This window comes from Rhodococcus sp. WAY2 (assembly GCF_009859915.1).
Classification (GTDB): domain Bacteria; phylum Actinomycetota; class Actinomycetes; order Mycobacteriales; family Mycobacteriaceae; genus Rhodococcus_F; species Rhodococcus_F oxybenzonivorans.
Map to the genome: position 1 here is coordinate 198,626 of NZ_CP046574.1, position 16,900 is coordinate 215,525.

13 protein-coding genes and 1 pseudogene are annotated in these 16,900 nt (G+C 65.6%); 7 read left to right on the forward strand and 7 right to left on the reverse strand.

The genetic code is table 11. From position 1 onward, the window contains the following. Window positions 1-4: 4 nt before the first annotated feature. The 4 genes from GFS60_RS35530 to GFS60_RS35545 all read right to left on the reverse strand — a co-directional run bounded on the left by GFS60_RS35530 (window position 5) and on the right by GFS60_RS35545 (window position 4,331). Window positions 5-769, reverse strand: coding sequence for an SDR family oxidoreductase (locus GFS60_RS35530; protein ID WP_054248359.1), 765 nt, complete (start codon window positions 767-769; stop codon window positions 5-7). Then, window positions 766-2,262 (reverse strand): 4-hydroxyphenylacetate 3-hydroxylase family protein, encoded by a 1,497-nt coding sequence (locus tag GFS60_RS35535; RefSeq protein ID WP_054248360.1) that lies wholly within the window; start codon window positions 2,260-2,262, stop codon window positions 766-768. Before GFS60_RS35535 ends, GFS60_RS35530 begins: the two co-directional genes overlap by 4 nt. Continuing rightward, a complete protein-coding gene (locus GFS60_RS35540) occupies window positions 2,259-3,119 on the reverse strand; it encodes an alpha/beta fold hydrolase (protein ID WP_054248361.1) in 861 nt (286 codons plus the stop codon). Before GFS60_RS35540 ends, GFS60_RS35535 begins: the two co-directional genes overlap by 4 nt. 576 nt (window positions 3,120-3,695) lie before the next feature. Beyond that, complete coding sequence (locus tag GFS60_RS35545; protein ID WP_054248871.1) at window positions 3,696-4,331, reverse strand: GntR family transcriptional regulator; 636 nt, start codon at window positions 4,329-4,331, stop codon at window positions 3,696-3,698. Between the two features lie 442 nt (window positions 4,332-4,773). Between GFS60_RS35545 and GFS60_RS35550 the strand changes: the two genes are divergently transcribed. The 4 genes and pseudogenes from GFS60_RS35550 (at window position 4,774) to GFS60_RS35570 (ending at window position 9,541) form a co-directional block, all read left to right on the forward strand. After that, window positions 4,774-5,286 carry a flavin reductase family protein gene (locus tag GFS60_RS35550; protein WP_159929483.1) on the forward strand — a complete coding sequence of 171 codons (513 nt, stop codon included), beginning with the start codon at window positions 4,774-4,776 and terminating at the stop codon, window positions 5,284-5,286. 55 nt (window positions 5,287-5,341) lie between these two features. After that, the gene (locus GFS60_RS35555; RefSeq protein ID WP_159929223.1) at window positions 5,342-6,337 is read left to right on the forward strand and encodes a 3-carboxyethylcatechol 2,3-dioxygenase; all 996 of its coding nucleotides are present in this window, start codon (window positions 5,342-5,344) and stop codon (window positions 6,335-6,337) included. 894 nt (window positions 6,338-7,231) lie between these two features. Further along, window positions 7,232-7,951, forward strand: a pseudogene (locus tag GFS60_RS35560) (acetaldehyde dehydrogenase (acetylating)); the annotation flags it as partial. Between the two features lie 483 nt (window positions 7,952-8,434). Then, window positions 8,435-9,541 carry an IS110 family transposase gene (locus GFS60_RS35570; protein WP_159929225.1) on the forward strand — a complete coding sequence of 369 codons (1,107 nt, stop codon included), beginning with the start codon at window positions 8,435-8,437 and terminating at the stop codon, window positions 9,539-9,541. Window positions 9,542-10,096: 555 nt separating this feature from the next. Here the strand turns inward: GFS60_RS35570 and GFS60_RS35575 are convergent. Beyond that, window positions 10,097-11,191, reverse strand: coding sequence for an IS630 family transposase (locus tag GFS60_RS35575; RefSeq protein ID WP_159929227.1), 1,095 nt, complete (start codon window positions 11,189-11,191; stop codon window positions 10,097-10,099). A gap of 1,033 nt (window positions 11,192-12,224) precedes the next feature. Here GFS60_RS35575 and GFS60_RS35580 point away from each other — a divergent pair. Next, window positions 12,225-12,551, forward strand: a complete 327-nt coding sequence (locus GFS60_RS35580; RefSeq protein WP_442972226.1) for a hypothetical protein — start codon at window positions 12,225-12,227, stop codon at window positions 12,549-12,551. On the opposite strand, the gene GFS60_RS35585 is transcribed toward GFS60_RS35580, so the two are convergent. Both GFS60_RS35585 and GFS60_RS35590 read right to left on the reverse strand, forming a co-directional pair. Then, the gene (locus GFS60_RS35585; RefSeq protein WP_159929229.1) at window positions 12,548-14,371 is read right to left on the reverse strand and encodes an FAD-binding protein; all 1,824 of its coding nucleotides are present in this window, start codon (window positions 14,369-14,371) and stop codon (window positions 12,548-12,550) included. The two genes, GFS60_RS35580 and GFS60_RS35585, sit on opposite strands and share 4 nt — an antisense overlap. Further along, a complete protein-coding gene (locus GFS60_RS35590; protein WP_159929231.1) occupies window positions 14,368-14,628 on the reverse strand; it encodes a rubredoxin in 261 nt (86 codons plus the stop codon). The genes GFS60_RS35585 and GFS60_RS35590 overlap by 4 nt, the downstream gene beginning before the upstream one ends. Window positions 14,629-15,099: 471 nt before the next feature. Between GFS60_RS35590 and GFS60_RS35595 the strand changes: the two genes are divergently transcribed. Beyond that, complete coding sequence (locus tag GFS60_RS35595; protein ID WP_159929233.1) at window positions 15,100-15,792, forward strand: GntR family transcriptional regulator; 693 nt, start codon at window positions 15,100-15,102, stop codon at window positions 15,790-15,792. Further along, window positions 15,789-16,460 (forward strand): V4R domain-containing protein, encoded by a 672-nt coding sequence (locus GFS60_RS35600; RefSeq protein ID WP_159929235.1) that lies wholly within the window; start codon window positions 15,789-15,791, stop codon window positions 16,458-16,460. The genes GFS60_RS35595 and GFS60_RS35600 overlap by 4 nt, the downstream gene beginning before the upstream one ends. The last annotated feature ends 440 nt before the right edge of the window (window positions 16,461-16,900 follow it).

A 16,900-nucleotide genomic window follows, 5' to 3' on the forward strand; every position in this document is an offset into this window, starting at 1 on the left:
CGCCTTAGATCGAGGTCATTCCGCCATCGACGACGTGCGTCGACCCGGTCTGGAAGCTGGCGCGCTCCGAGCAGAGATAGGCCACGAGCTCACCGATCTCCTCCGGACGCCCCCAGCGGCCGACGGGGAGCTCGGCGGCGAGCTGCCGCCGCTCCGTTTCCTCCACTGAGGTACCCGCCGACGTGGCGGCCGCCGCCACCAATGCCCTCCGCCGCGTGGTATCGACGTGCGCCGGGGCGATGACGTGGGTAGTGATCCCGTTCGGCGCAACCTCACCCGCGAGGGAGCGAGCCAGCGCCGCCACGCCGGCACGCATCACGTTGGACGTGTGCAGGCGGGGCAGTGGCCGCACCACACCGACCGAGGTGAGGTAGATCAACCGACCCCACTCCAAGGCCAACATGCCCGGCAGGACCGCGTTGGTCAGCGAGATGGCACTGTCGAGGATCAACCGGTAGGCCGACTCCCAGTCCGCTTGTGCGAGTTCGGTGGCCGGAGCGGCCCGCGAGCCGCCGGTGTTGGAGACGAGGATGTCCACACCGCCGAGAGTGTCGAGGGCAGACCGGACCGCGCCGGTGGCGGCGCCGGGCATGGTGAAGTCCGCGATCGCCCAGCCCGCAGCCCCGAGGTCCCGGGCGACGTCGGCCGTGTGCGGTCGGGTTCCGGTGATGAAGACTTCCGCGCCGCCCGCCCGCAGTGATGCCGCGACGGCGGCACCGATCCCGCTCGACCCGGCGGTCACCAGCGCCCGCTTGCCCGTGACGGTCATGCTGCGGCGCCCCCCTCGGTGCGGTCCGGCTCTGCGGAGCCGGCGGTCCGTGCGTGTTCGGCCGAGGTGGCCAGCAGGCCGTCGATCAGTCCCAGCGGTTCCGTCCAGTCGTACTGGTTGAACTGGGTGTTGATGCGCAGGAACATCGGATCGCCGGCGTAGAAGCGTTCATAGAGTTCATGGCGTCCGCCGAAGGCGGAGACCGCCAGCTCCGCTGCCACCTTGTAGATGGAAATGCGGTCGACGCTGCTGTTGTCGGGGCCGCGGTAGAACTTGGCCAGGTCCGACGCGATGGGGGAGTCGAACGCACTGACGTCGGCTGGCTGATAGAGCAGTCCGCCGGCGAGGATTTGCTGGAGAATCTCGCGCACCCGTGGATACCAGCGGTTTCCGGAGTTGCGGATGGCGTACAGCGGCCGGAGGTCGGGGAAGAGGACACCGTCCTGGTTGGGCGTGGCGCCGGCCTCGGATGCGAGGATCGCGGCCCTTGTCAGTTCGATGTAGGTGCTGATCTCCCCGAGGGCATCCCGGACCTGCGGGAACTGGTCGGTCTTGACGACCTCGGTGGCCCGCTTCGCCAGCCCGGCGACGAACTGCAGCTTCGCCATCAGGCGGACCGAGGTCTGGGCTCCGGTGAAAGCGTTGGAGTTGATCTCCCAGATCCGGTTGACCCGCTCGTAGTCCTGGTTGATGAAGACCCGGTCCCAGGGCACGAGCACGTCGTCGAAGACGACCACCGCGTCCATCTCGTCGAACCGGCTCGACAGCGGCTGGTCGAACGCGTTGCCGCCGCCGAACGGCTCCCGGCAGATCAGCCGCACGCCGGGCGCGTCGGTCGGGATGGCGAAGGCGATGGCGTAGGGCTTCTCCTCCGGGGCGAACTTGCGCAGCGAGAACGGCCAGACGAGGATCTCGTCGGAGTAGGGTGCGGCCGTCGCCAGCATCTTTGCGCCGCTGACGATCAGGCCCTCCGCGGTCTGCTCCTTGACCCCGAGATAGGTGTAGGGGTCGGGCTGCTGTGACGCGGGCTTGGACCGGTCCACGGGCGGGTCCGCGATCGCGTGGGACAGGAACAGATCGTTGTCCCGCACGTGCCGGAAGTAGTCGCGTACCTTATCGGCGTTGTCGCCGAAGAAGTCGGCATTAGCGTTCCAGGCCATCAGCATGGCGCTCACGAAATCCGTGGTGCGACCCATCATGCCCAGGGTGGAATCCGCCCACTTCTTGTGCATGGCGTGTCGTTGCTCCAGGTCCTCGCGGGAGCGCGGCTCGAGGAACTGCACTCCGACCGGGCCCTCGCCGTCGGCGGGTTCGAAGAGCATGTCCTCGTTGCCGTCCTCGCACTGGAGGTCGTACAGGCGGGCGATCTCGGTGGCGGCACCGGCCGTGGCCGGGTGCCCGACGACATCGACGATCTTCTCCGATCCCACCCACAACTCGGGACTGTGCGTGCGCAACCTCTCGAGGTATGCTTCGCCGTTTCGTGCGGTCATGACTTTCCTTTCAAGAATCGAATGTGTGCCTCGTTGAACTCGTCCGGTTTCTCCCACTGCGGCCAATGCCCGGCCCCCTCGATGACCTCCAGGCGACTTCCCGAGATGAGTGTTTCGAGCAGGGAGGCCTCTTCGACGGCGGCGGTCGGGTCGTGGTCGGTCCACAGCAGCAAGGTCGGGGCGACGATGCGGTCACACCATGCCGGTGACCACACAAAGGGGCGCCGGTACTCCCAGTCCTGCACCGCAAGGATGTTGGCCATCGCCGTCTCGAAGCCGGACTGGGAATAGATCCGCAGCCGCAGGCCCACGAGTTCGTCGGTGACCAGGGACGTGTCGTGGAAGAGCCACTCGACCCTGGCTCGCACGGTCTGCGGGCTGGCCTCACGAACCGCCTTCATGCTCGATTCCTTCAGGCCGGCCATCACCTCGGGCTTGTTGGTGATGTTCCCGGGTGTGTTGAGGACCATCCCGCGGACGCGAGTGGGGTGGTGCGCGGCCGTCCAGGCCGCGACCCAGCCGCCGAGGGACTCGCCCGAGAGGTCGGCCCGGTCGATGGACAGCGCGTCCATCAACGCCACGAGATGATCGCTGAGATAGTCGATGGTGTACGGCCGGTCGGGCTTGTCCGAGTAACCGTGCCCCGGCATGTCGTACAGGACTAGATGGAAATCCTTGGCCAGATCCCGCACGTTACGCGCGTACGCCTCCAGGTGCCCGCCCGTCCCGTGCACCAGGATCAGGCTCGCTCCGCTCCCGGCCTCCACGACCCGAGTGGCGACTCCGTTGACATCGACCGTTCGTTGAACCAGGTCGACACCCGCGAGGTCTCCCCAGATGCTCACATGCTCTTCCACGGCAATCCTTCCTGTTGCAGCCAGGCCCGGCCGGTTCGGGTCGGCGGCATTGATGCCGCCCCGGTGCATTTCGCCGGCCGGATGCCTATCCCAGGTACCTGACTGATATCCGACCAGTGACTGCGACCACACGTAACATGCTGGCATACTAAGATCTCAATGACAAGATGCTGTTTTTCCGCCGCAGTGTCGCGCGGGGCCGCCAAGTGGGCGCGGTGACCAACAGAGCGATGCCCCGAACGTGCTGGTCCAGAGAGCGGAGCGGCTGCCCGGGCTCGGTGTGCGCGGGCGGATGCGGCGCACGGGGCAGTGTGCGCGCTACTCGCGTTCTGCTCTTGGAACGATCTCGGCGGTCGCCTCAGAGATCGTCGCCGTCGACCTCCCGGTGTTTCCCTGACGGGCACGCACCATTCGGCCGGATTCACCTCACGGGGCGGGGACGCTGCTTGGGTCGGTCTTTCTCGGGCACTCCGGAGCCTGATGGCGCTTCGCCGCCAGGCTACGGCTGGGCCGCGGGCTTACACCCTGTCGAGGGTGACCCGCTGTTGTCGCCTGCCGGACGTGACCGGCGCGTGGCTAGATGTGAACGCCCATCCAGAATCGCGAGAGATGCCCTTCCATGAGCTCTCGCGCAAGCCCTGGTTCCCGGCGCGAGATCGCCCCTGCAATGTCGGAGTGTTCACTCTGAGATCTGCGCAGGTCCGTGCTGACTCGGTTCTTCTGGATGTAAAAATCGCTCAGATCCCAGGCGTGTTTGGCGAGCTCGGTCAGTCGCTGGTTGCCGCTGGCTGCCAGCACGGCGGAGTGGAAGTCGCGGTTCGCGGCCGCGAAGGCCGCGGCATCGTCCGCCTCGGCTGGGCCGGCGCAGCGGCCAAGTGCAGCATCGATGTCGGCCAGTTGCACCTCGGTGGCGTTGAGGGCTGCCAGCTTAGCGGCCGCACCTTCGAGGATTCCGGCCAGGGCAAAATGCTCCCGGACCCTGTCTTCTTCGGGGATGATCACCCGGCACCCCACCTGGGGGATAATGGAAATGAATCCCTCGGACGCCAGCCGCATCGCAGCGTCCATGACCGGCCGGCGGCTCACGCCGAACTCCTGAGCGAGTTCGTAGGTGCTCAGGACCTCCCCGAACTGGTAATGCCCTTGCATGAGCCGGGTGCGGAGGGCGTCGTAGATCTGGTCCGTCTTGCTCCCGGACGCGGTCATGGTCATGGAACATCCAGCCTCTCGACGATCACTGCATGGGCTAAACCGACGAGTGTTGGCCCTGTCAGATTCTAGTATTTCAATACCATATCTCGCGCGAGAATGCGGCTCAAATGATCCTACTCGAGGCGCTCGATGATGCGGTCCAACCGGAACGCGGCGACGGAACAGATGGTGCCCAGAGGGATCCATCAAATGCCCTCTGGCCTAGGTGAATGCGGCCGACCGTGGGGCTGACTTACCGGCGGTCGACGACGACGTTGATCGCCGGTGGACTGGAACAGCTTCCGGACGCCTTCGACGGAGGGGCTTGTCAGGTCGGTCACACACCTCTAAGCTGACATACTAAGATCTCAGTACGAGAGGTGGAGCAATGAGCACATCGATGTCGACGACTACCGGCCCGGACGCGCCGCCCCCCGTGGACCCCCGGCGTTTCCGTAATGTCATGGGGCGCTTCACTACCGGAGTGGCGATCATCGGTACCACACACGCCGATGGCATTCACGCCATGACCGCCAACGGATTCATGTCGGTGTCTTTGGACCCTGCTCTGGCGATGGTGTCCATTGCCACCAAGGCGAAGATGCACGAGATGCTGCTCGTCAGTGGCCGCTACGGCGTGAGCTTTCTCGGTGCCGACCAGGAAACCGTTAGCCGGCACTTCAGCGGGCGGCCCGACCTCCTTCCAGATTTCAGCTTCGACGAGATCGCCGGTGCCCCCCTGGTACGGGGCGCCCTGGCTCGCATCAGTGTCGAGGTGGTCGACGCCCACCGCGCCGGGGACCACACCCTCTTCATCGGGAAGGTCCACCATTTGGACGACACCCCGGGCGATCCACTCGTTTTCTACTCCGGCGGCTACCGACACCTACTGCGCGCAGCGCACGACACCGAATACTCCGCCGCCTGGTCCGGCTTCTGCCTCGAACCGACCGGCCCGCTCACCCTCGCCAGCTGAGTGCTGGCCCGCCCGCTGAGGCGAAGACCATATTGTTCACCGAAGGGAACCAATAATGACGCTCGCGCTAGTCTGCACGTCACACAGTCCGCTGCTGGAGTTCAACGGCCCCCCGCCCGAGGTCCGCACCGAGGTGGACAGGGCCTTCGCGCAGGCCCGGCAGTTCATCGAAGACTACGACCCCGACCTCGTCGTTTCCTTCGCCCCCGATCACTACAACGGGTTCTTCTACAAGCTCATGCCGTCGTTCTGCATCGGCTTCGAGGCCTCGGGCGTGGGTGACTTCGGCAGCTCCGCCGGCCCGCTCGATGTGCCCTCGGCGCTTGCCGAGCAGATGGCGCAGTCGGTGCTGGACCAGGGCGTGGACATTGCGGTCTCCCTCGAGATGGAAGTCGACCACGGTGCAGTCCAGCCCTTGGAAATCCTGCTCGGGGGCATCGCGACGAAGCCGGTGATCCCGATCTTCGTCAATTCCGTGGCGGCACCTTTCGCGCCCATGAAGCGAATCCGCCTGCTCGGCGAGGCCGTGGGCACATTCCTGAAGAATTTCGACGGGAACGTTCTGCTCCTCGGGTCCGGTGGTCTGTCCCACGACCCGCCGGTACCGCGGCTCGAGGCAGCGACCGGGGAACAAAGGAAGATGTTGCTGGGTTGCCGCCATCCCACCGCCGCGGCGCGAGCGGTCCGCCAGCAGCGGGTTATCGACACCGCCAAGGCCTTCACCAGGGGTGAGGCCGGCATCATGGACCTCGCCCCGGAGTGGGACCGGCAACTTCTTGACATCCTGGCCTCCGGGGAGCTGGAACAGCTCGATGCGTGGACCGCCAAGGAGATGGCCGCCACGGCAGGCAACTCCGCCCACGAAGTGCGCACCTGGGTCGCGGCCCACAACGCCCTGAAAGCGGCCGCCGGCCAGTACACGGTGACCTCCGAGTACTACCGGCCCATTCCCGAGTACATCGCCGGCTTCGCAGTGACCACGGCCGTACCCGTTCACAAGACCGCCGGCCTCACGGAAACAACGGTCGCTGCCGGAACGGTGCGCGAATGATGACGACGCCGACACGCCGGAACACCATCGACCAGGCGCAGCCAGCGGACCTCGGCGCTCTGCCGGCGATCTCCTCGCTGCCGCAACCACGCGTATCCCGATCTCTCCACTCTCCGAACGTTTTCCGGGCCTGACCATCGACGGGGCCTACCGGATCCGGACCAGCTTGCGCGCTCACCTGCTCGGCTCGGGCAGCGTGCTGCGAGGGCACAAAGTGGGGCTGACTCAGCTCAGGATCGACCAGCCGGACTTCGGATTCCTGCTCGACGAGATGATCTTCGAGTGCGGTCGGGTGCGTTCTCGCGGACCGATTCATCACCCCACGTGTGGAACCCGAGGTGGCATTCATCCTCAAGGAGGATCTTGTGGGCCCGGGCCCGGGCCCGGGCCTCACCTTCGAGGATGCTGCAACCGTAGTGGGGCAGTGCTGCCCTGGATCGAGATCATCGACTCGCGCATCAGCGACGGAAGATCACGATCATCGACACCATCGCGGACAATGCGTCCTCGGGTGCAGTGGTACTGGGAACGGGACCGCAGACACCGCTGACCGTGGAGCAGCTGGCGACCTGCGAAGCACACGGATGACAATCAACGGCCGCGCCGCCGGGTACCGGAATGGGTACCGATGTACTCGGCAACCCGCTCGCGCCCCTGGCATGGCTCGGTAACACCCTTCGGCGAGCGCGGGGAAAATCTTCGTGCGGGTCAGCTCGTCATTCCCGGTTCCTTTACCGCTGCACAGCGTGTCACCACCGGTGATGTCGTCGAAGCGAGTTTCAGCGGTCGCGTTGGAACCGTGAGCCTGCGTTTTGTGGACTCCGAGGGGAGCAATTGAACAAGACTAAGGTCGAGGTCGCCATCATCGGGTCCGGGAACATCGGCACCGACCTGATGATCAAGGTCATTCGCCTGTCCGACGCGCTGGAAATGGCAGCGATGGTCGGCATCGACCCCGGATCAGACGGACTGGCCGGGCTACCCGTCTCGGAGTGCCCACCACCGCTGCCGGTGTCGACGGTCTCATCGGCATGCCCGGCTTCGAAGACATCGACATCGTCTTCGACGCCACCTCAGCTGTAGCGCACATCGCGAACGCTGAAAGGCTCGCCGGGTACAGGAAGAAGCTGGTGGATCTGACACCGGCAGCGATCGGTCCCTACGTGGTCCCTGCGGTCAATCTCGATGAGAATCGCGATGCCGACAACGTCAACATGGTCACCTGCGGCGGGCAGGCAACGACTCCGATCGTGGCGGCAATCGCTCAGCGAACTCCCGTCCGCTACGCCGAAATCGTCGCGTCGATCGCCTCCGAGTGTGCAGGTCCGGGCACCCGCGCCAGCATCGACGAATTCACGCAAACCACCGCCCGCGCGATCGAGGAGGTCGGCGGGGCGGAGCGGGGAAAGGCGATCACGTCCTCAACACAGCAGAGCCGGAGATGATCATGCGAGACCGTGTCTGACCGACCGACTCGGCGAAGACACCCAACAGCGGATCCGCGACTCCGTCGAACGCATGGCTCGAAACGTTGCCAGGTATGTTCCCGGCTACCGACTCAAGCAGGCCGTCCAATTCACCGAAATCACCGCTGACGAGCCGGTGCACACACTGGCCGCGGTGTGCGAACCCCCATATCCATCCGAGAATTTCGTGGCGATCCGGCGTCAACCGCCGCTCGAACAGCTCGCCGGTATCCCCGTCGAGTCCACACGGGACCACCGACCGCGCGTGCACATCCAACCCAACACTCGTACGCAATGATTCATTGCTGGGGCCTCCCCACATCTGTGGCTCTACCGGCCAGGACCGCTTCCTGTCGGCAACCCACGATCACATGTGGCGCGAGGCCCCAGCCATCACCTCCATACCAACTTGTTGAATTGCTGCAGGGGATCGCGGTCTGCAGCCATGATCTCCTAGGCACCGACCGGGGTCGCTCGCTTCATACCTGTCACCCTGCTGTGGGGTTGGCTCCTAGACGGCCTGCGTCCCCGGCCGGCGCCGACGGCAGGAGTGGCTGAAGAGAGGCCTGCAAAGCCGAAAGTTGGTGTGCCCTCCTCGCTACCGAATCGAAACTGAGTTGAGGAGTTGGTGATGGCGCAAGTGCTCGAGGATTCCGGAAGACAGGTGATGATCTCTGTTGATCCGCACAAGGCGTCGTGGACCGCAGCCGCGGTCGACGCCTCGCTGCGACCGTTAGCCACCATCCGGGTCTCGGTCGGCGACGACGGTTACCGATCGCTTCGCCGATTCGCCCGGAAGTGGTCGAACACCCACTGGGCGATCGAGGGCGCAACCGGCCTGGGTGCGCCGCTGACGAGGCGCTTGAGCGAGGACGGTGTGGACGTGGTCGATGTCCCCGCGAAGCTGGCCGCGCGGGTGCGGCTTCTGTCCACCGGTCACGGCCGCAAGAGCGACGATGCTGACGCCGTGTCCGTCGGGGTCGCAGCGCTCACCGCGCACGGACTGACCACCGCCCGAATGGATGCCGCGGTCACCGCGCTGCGGGCGATCGTCGAGCACCGCGATGACCTGGTCAAGACCCGCACCCAAACCGTCAACCGGCTCCACGTCGTACTCACTCACCTGATCCCCGCAGGCGCCCCCCGTGGCCTGAGCGCCGTCCGCGCCGCCGAGATGTTGCGCCGAGTCCGACCCCGCGATCTCGCCGGCAAGACTATGCGCGGCCTCGCGGTCGACCTAGTTGGTGAGATTCGGCAACTGGACCGGCGGATCGCCAAGGCCACCAGCGACATCGAGGCAGCGGTCGCCGTATCCGGCACCTCCCTGACCGAGTTGTGCGGGATCGGAACGCTGAACGCGGGCAAGATCCTCGCTCGGGTCGGTTCGATCCACCGGTTCCGTTCGGCCGCCGCGTTCGCCAGCTACACCGGCACCGCCCCGATCGAGGCGTCTTCGGGGGACGTCGTACGCCACCGTCTTTCCCGCGCCGGAGACCGCCAACTGAACTGCGCCCTGCACACCATGGCTATTACGCAGATCCGTAGAGACACACCCGGCCGCGCGTATTACCAACGAAAACGCGCCGCCGGAAAGAGTCACAGGGAAGCGTTGCGCTGCCTGAAGAGGCGGCTCTCGGACGTCGTCTATCGGCAACTTCTCCGCGACTCGGCGACAGAGCTGGCGGCAGGCCCGGGAGGACACTCGGGGGCGGCTCTATCGTCCTGCGCGGCCGGCTGACACCCCGCACACCGGCACTTCGGACCAGTCACTTCCCGGACCTACCAAATTCCACCCTACAACCGGGGCCACAAGTTCGGCTTGACACAGAGAGGCGCCGTCTAACAGGGCTTCGCCCCAGCCCGACCGACGAGTCGTGTGATGGCGGCTGCGCTCAGGGGCACCGGCCGGTCGGGGTGGTGCCCCTGAGCGTGATGGCTATCTGGGTGTATGAAACCGTCGTAGCGGTTGGTTGGTTGGTTTACGGACGCCCGACCCATCGGAGCCCACCATGACCGTAGCGCGCAGCGTCGCCGATGCGTCACCGAACACGTGCTGTTCGAGGTCGAGTGCATCGACCGGTGTACCCGAACGTCTACGTGCCGGGCCTGCAATACGCGAAGGGTCTGGTCGGCTAGGTGCACCGGCAGTTGGGGTTGCCGATCGCCTCGACCGCACCCTTGGCGAGGACCAACCGCTTTCTCGGCGGCGGTGCACCGCTTCGCCGACACCCGGCACATCCCGTGGGTCGACTTCGCCAAGGGGCAGCGCAAGGACGACGTGATGCATGAGTACCTAGTGTCCCGCGTCAGAAATTCGTGAGATATATTTGGCGAGGGAATCGAGGATCTCCTCGGCGGTCTTGTGCCAGACGAACGGCTTCGGGTCGTCGTTCCAGGTCTTGATCCAGTTGCGAACGTCTTTCTCCAGTGCGACAACGCTTTTGTGTACTCCACGGCGGAGTAGTTGATCGGTCAGGAATGCGAACCATCGCTCGACCTGATTGATCCAGGAGGACCCGGTCGGGGTGAAGTGGACGTGAAAACGTGGGTGCTTTGCCAACCAGTCGCCCACTGCAGGCGTCTTGTGGGTGGCCAGGTTGTCGCAGACGAGATGCACGTCCAACTCGTCGGGGACGGCCTTGTCGATCGCGGTGAGGAACTTCTTGAACTCCACGGCCCGGTGACGTCGATGAAGCTCGGAGATCACCGTGCCGTCGGCGATGTTGAACGCCGCGAACAGACTGGTGACGCCGCTGCGGGCGTAGTCATGACTGCGCCGTTCCGGCATGCCGGGCATCATCGGCAACACCGGCTGGGAACGGTTCAATGCCTGCATCTGGCTCTTCTCGTCCACGCACAGGACGACGGCACGCTCGGGCGGATTATGGTAAAGGCCAACGACATCGACGACCTTGTCCACGAACTGCGGATCCGTGGACAGCTTGAAACCGTCGGTCAGATGCGGTTTGAGTTCGAACTTGCGCCAGATCCGGCCGATCGTCGACGGTGACAGGCCGGTGCGCTTGGCCATCGAGGTACGCGACCAGTGCGTCGCATTGGCCGGGGAGGTTTCCAGTGTCGCGGTAACCACGTCTTCGACCCGGTCCAGCAAGATCGAGGGCGGACGACCCGGTCGAGGTTCGTCGACCAAGCCGTCGAGGCGTCGGTCGACGAAGCGCCCGCGCCATTTGTTGACCGTGTTGGCGGATATCCCTAGATCTACCGCAACTTGCTTATTTGTCATCCCTGGCTCTGCGCAAGCCAACACGATCCGCGCCCTCAGTGCCAACGATTGTGGGGTTTTCGCCCGCCGCGACCATCGAACGAGCTGTTCGCGTTCGTTATCGGTCAACATCAACTCCGCCTTCGGGCGTCCGGTTCGAGGCATACCTCAGGATATCAAGTTAAAGCACGAATTTATGGCGTACGACACTAGTGCGCCGTGGGATAAGTAACTTGACGGACTTGGCTTCTGATACGAGCCATTAGACGATGTTGTTGCTCATATGTCACCCACTCGCAGTGGATTTCGATCAAGCGCCGATATCGCAGACAGCCCGTAGACGAACTCACGGGAGGTGCCACCTTTCCGAAGTTGGGACACTTGGAACCCGACAGCTGCTGCTAGTCGGCGTTCGTACTCGTTGATGTCGATTGCGAATGCGGCAGTGACATCCCTTCGGAGCAGGCCCACCAAGCGGTTTCCAAAGAAGAGCAAAGTCCAGAATGTCGTTGTCACAAAGACTGTTCCACATTTCGTTCCTATGTGAGGCGTGTGCTCAAGTTTGCGTAACTGCCTGGGATCTGTCGGATCGCCAGCCGCCCGCTCCGTCCACGTGACCCGCCGAGCGACTCACGGAACGAGACGAGGATCGTCCGTTCGCAGGGGGTGCGGGGTATGTGCCCGCTAAACTGCATATTTCCTCTTGAGCGCAGTTGGAATCAGGTATGACCTGCCACAAACGTTCGATGAACCGGAGCCGCGACATTCCGAAGTGAACGAGGATCTCTTCCTCGTCCGGACCGCCGTATGGTGCCCACATACTGGCGAACTCGATGAGGCGCTCCGCCTCGGTGTCGCGATGCTTGCGCGTGCGGTTGACCTCGGCCCATGCGGCGCGTCGCCGCTGGGGCCATCTGCGATACTCGCGAGAATTCATCGGATTGAACGATCTACTCAGGGCCGGTGGTGGCCTTCGGAATTTGGTCGTCCTCGCCGCGGCAAGGCGTGAAAGCGGAGTGACATCCCGTTCAGGGGTAACTGTCAAGTTAATTTCCGCACGGCGCACTAGAGCAGTTCACCGCGCCCGAGGGAGTGGTGTTCATCGGCCGGGCGCAGGAGAAGACAGCACTGTTCCGCACCGAGAAAACGCCGCGACGTCGACGGTCGGAGCTATCCGTGGATCGTCAAGTCCGCCGGCATGTTCAACCACTACTACTTCTACTGCATCGCCGCCGACTTCGGCCCGTTCTTCCTCAAGTTCTGCTCGTCCTACCCCTACAACGCCAAACTCTGTATCAACGGCCACCACTGGGCCCAGCGTCAGGCCGCGAGGGCCGGGCTCGGGTTCACCGCACTCGATAATGCGTTCACCGCGGTCGACGATCCTGCCGTGCTGCAGGCGAATCTGCGACCGGCTCACCGGCGCACGGATCGATGCGCTGCTGCGCAAGTGGCTGGCAATGCTGCCGGATCCGTTTCACCGGCGCCGATCGGGACGGTGAAACGGATCCGGAGGAGGGATTAGTGCACCGCCGCGACAAGCTCCAACAGATCACCAAGTACCGGTTCGATATCCGCGGTGACGACTGCGTCGGCGAGGCCGGACAGTTCGTCGAGCTGGCCGTCGGGGTCTACCACGACGATCTGCCCTGCTCCAGTCACCGCACGGAGGGTCCCGGGGTCGTGTCTCCCCAGGCCCAGATAGATCGAGGGGGCGATCGTGCGGGCGAGTGGCCCGATCTCGATCTGCCACGGTGCGTCGCCCGCGGCCACCGCCGCTGGGGTGGCCGCCACCGCGCCGCCAGTCGCCTGAGCCAACCGCTCGACCGCCCGCCGCGTTGCCGCATCGAGCCCGGGGCCCAGGCCGATGACCACCCGCGCCGCTGTCAGATGGGGAGCGTCGGGATTCTCGACGCGCCGCTCGATCGGCGTGCACCGGTCGTCGGCGACCTTGGCGGCCGGCTTGAGGACGTCGACCTGCGGATCGCCCTCGTCTCGGACGGCGGCGACCGGAAAGGACCCGGGGCGCAGTGTGCCCATCGAAGGGGTGGTGTGCGCGATGACAGGTGCGAGCACGTTCCCCGCGAGCGCCGGCTTGAGCCAAAGCAGGTCCGGGTCGTCGGTGTCCGCGCCGCGTACCTCGAGGGCGACGAAATCCCCGGTGAGCCCGAGACCCAACCGGGCCGCGACGCGCGGTGCGTAGTCGCGCCCCCGGGCACTGAACGGGGCGATCACCGCGAACGGCGAGCCGGCGGTGATCGCCGCACTGAGGGCGCTCGTGAACGGTTCCGTGGCATACTCCGCGAGCCCGGCGTCACCGAGCACGATCACCCGGTCCGCCCCGTGCGCGTGCAGGACGCGCGGCGCGTCGCTGCTGTGCGCACCGGGGAGGACGGCAACGGTCGTGGAGTGCAGCTCGGCAGCGATCGAGCGGGCGCAGGCGAGGGCCTCGAGGCTGGTGGGGTGCAGCCCGCCACCGGGCAGCGGCTCGGCGACCGCCCAGACCTCCCGCGGCGGGGATGCCGGACCGGCAGCGTAGGTCGCGGGCCAGAGGTCCTCGTGGGCCGCCGCGAACGCGGCGGCCAGCATGCTGGCGGCGGCGGGGGCGTCGGCGCAGTGCTCCGTGGAGCGCATGCTGCGGCCGGGACGGATCTCGACGACGAAGGTCGGCGAGCCGCGGGTCCCGAAGTCGCGGGGCCCTCCTCCGAGATCATCGGCGGTGACCGTCTCGATGGCCGCGGCGTCGGCGGCGGCGACTAACCAGGGCGGCTCGATTCCACGTCCGACCGACACCAACGCCGGCAGCTCGACGGCCCAGTCCTCCGTGCCGACGTCGGTTTCCACCTCGGCCCGGATGTGACCGTCGTCGCCGGTGTGCAGCGCCACGACTTGCGTGAGTTGCGGCAGCCCGGCCAGTTCGGCGACCTGCGGACCGACCTGTGCGGTGGCGCCATCAAGCGTCCAGCGGCCGGTGAGGACGAGGTCCGGCGCTTCACGTTCGACGACCCGGGTGATCGCGCGCGCCGTCGCGAGCGTGTCGGCGCCAGCGAAACGCCGGTCGAGAAGATGGACGGCGCGGTGGGCGCCTCGGCGTAGTGCGTCGACGAGGGTGGCCTGGGCGGCGGGTGGCCCCATGGTGACGACAACCACCTCCCAGCCGAGCGCGTCGCGAAGCGACAGCGCGTGCCCGAGAGCACACAGATCGGCGGGGTTGGTGATCGCGGCGTCGGAATCGCGGCGAATGCGCTTGGTGCGTTCGTCGAAGGAAACCGCCCCCGGGGCGGGTACCTGCTTGAGGCAGACGAGGACGCGGCCGCTGCCGCTGCCGCTGCCGGAAGCGTTCATCCCAGCTCTCCCGTCACGAGGTCTTCGCTCACGTCCTGGTATTCCTCGCCAGGCCTGAGCTTCCGGAATTCCTTCTTGCGCGCCCCGCAGACCGGACAGACCCAGTCGTCGGGGATGTCCTGGAAGGCAGTTCCTGGGGGGATGCCACCGTCCGGGTCACCCAGCCGGGGGTCGTACACGTCTTCACAGACCTCGCAGACCCATAGCTCGGTTGCCGGGTCCGCCTGTGCCTCTTCCGTCGCGATCAGGATCTTCATGAACCCTCCTCCGTATGTTTGATACTAGTATGCTAGCGCGCTATTGAACGTAGTGGAAGGTGGTTTGTCACAGACCTCCCCATTGGTGGACACGGCTGGTCCACGGACCAGGGGTGGGACTCGGCAAGCATCGTGCGCCGGTGCCGGCGGCGCACGATGCCTTGCGCGGACGTCGATCACCTGCGAGGCCCTCGATCATCTGGCCTCGGCGGGATCCCACCCCGCCACGCACGCTCGGCTCGGTTGCCCCTAGCGCCGGGCCTTTCGAAGAAACATTGCAGAGCTGGATGTTCCGGCGCGTGTTACGTCCATGGTGTCGGCCAAGCCGTCGGCATGGGTTCGGGTGATCCACCACACCGCAGTGGCATCAACCGTACCCAGCTAGCGTAGTAACATTCTAGTCGGATCGGCGATGCGTCCACCGGTGCAATACACTGGAGTGAATCGATCACTTCGCACACCTAGGATCCCATGGTCAGTCAGCGCCTCAATCGAAGCGGTCAAGCGTATGAGCAGCTCACCGCGGAGATCCTCCGCGGTCGCTGGCAGCCGGGCGACACGCTCTCGACTTACGCGCTGTCCGAGGAGCTGCAGATCAGTCGCACGCCGGTGTCCGAGGCCCTCAAGCGACTGGAGTCAGAGGGACTCGTGGAGATCATTCCCCAGGTCGGGTGTCGCGTTGTTCGGCCGAGTTCCACGACCGTCACCGAGCTGTTCGCGATACGTGGCGTGCTCGAGGGCCTCGCCGCCGAGGTGGCCGCCAAAGCGATGAGCGCCAAGCAGCTCGCTGAGCTCGGTGGCGTGCTCGAGCGGATGGAAGCGGCCATTGATCATGGGGACGAAGTGGCCTACGGTGACCTCAACTACGAGTTCCACCTGAAGATCATCGAGGGTAGCGGCATGCCGCGGCTCATCCAGACCGTCGAGGGCGTGTGGTCGCTGCTGCGCTATCAGCTTGCGCGGCTTCCGTTCACGGGCGACCAGATGGGGGAGTCGATGACGGAATCCAGAACCGAGCATCGAGCCATCTTCGAGGCGCTCGAGCGGCGTGCCGCCAAGCGTGCGCGGACCCTCGCAGAGCAGCACACCCGTCGGTGCGGCGACCGCTTCGTCGTCTACCTGGAGGGTGCCGCCGCCCCGCGGCGAGGAGGAGAGAAGCCATGACACAGCTGTCGGCATTGATCGCTCGTGCCCTCGACGACATGTGTGAGTACCAGGAGCGCTTCACGCGCGACCCGGGCCTTGCCCAGGTGTCGCTCGCCGGCGTTCCACACGCCCTGGTCCCGACCCACGTCGTGGCCAGCGACCTGCCGCGCGAGCTGGTCGAGATCCTCGGTGCCGAGCTGGCACCCGCGGTGATGTACCGGTTCGGTCGTCTCATCGGGCTCAGCCACGCGACGGCGTTCTTCGCGGACCGCAAGATCGGCATGACCGAACCGCAGTATCGCGTGCTTACCGGCCCGTTCCACTTCGCATGGGCGGGCTACGGAGACGTGCAATTGCTGCTATGGGAGCCCAAGCTCGACGAGGACTTCCTCGTGCTGTGGGAGTCGGACAACTCGTTCAGTGCGCGGGAGGCGCTGAACGACGGGCACCGCAGCCGGGCCTGCCATCTCCAGGCGGGATACGCGGCGGGCTGGGCCTCGGAGGCGACAGGCCTCCCAATCGATGTGCAAGAGATCGCCTGTCGGGCAGAGGGCGTGTCGTACTGCCGCTTCGCGATGGCCCACCGCGATCGTGTGTCGCTGTGGATGCGCGATCCGCGCCTGCACCGCCCGACCAAGCAGTACAAAGTGATTCCGGCCAGTATGCCCCGCGCCGCGTCCGTCTGACGACGCGTCGGCAAGGTCGCCGGCTGACGAGCGGCGACCCGCTTGCGTGCGGCACAGTTCATGCGAGCCCTGGGTACTGGCGCGGACCACACGCCTTTCACCCTGACGCAGCAGCGTCCAACCGCGCGCCAGGGAAAGACGAATGACGTGGGCAGCCGACGAGCACGGGCACGCGCTACGCCACGAGAGGTGCGAGCAGCCCGCCGGTCGCTTCAGGTTGGAATGATCAAGGGCCTCAATGGGTCCCAATCTGGCTGCGGCAGGGTGGAAACGCGCCCTCGGCATCATCAGTGGAGTGCCGTCCGTACACGACCCACACATGTCCAATGCTGATGATGTGGCCAAGCCCAGTGCGGAGTCCCGGTCGCGCGTCGACCGGGACGGTCCTCATCTGTTGTTCCGCGGCGGCGTCGGATGCTCGATGCAGGGCGGACATTTCA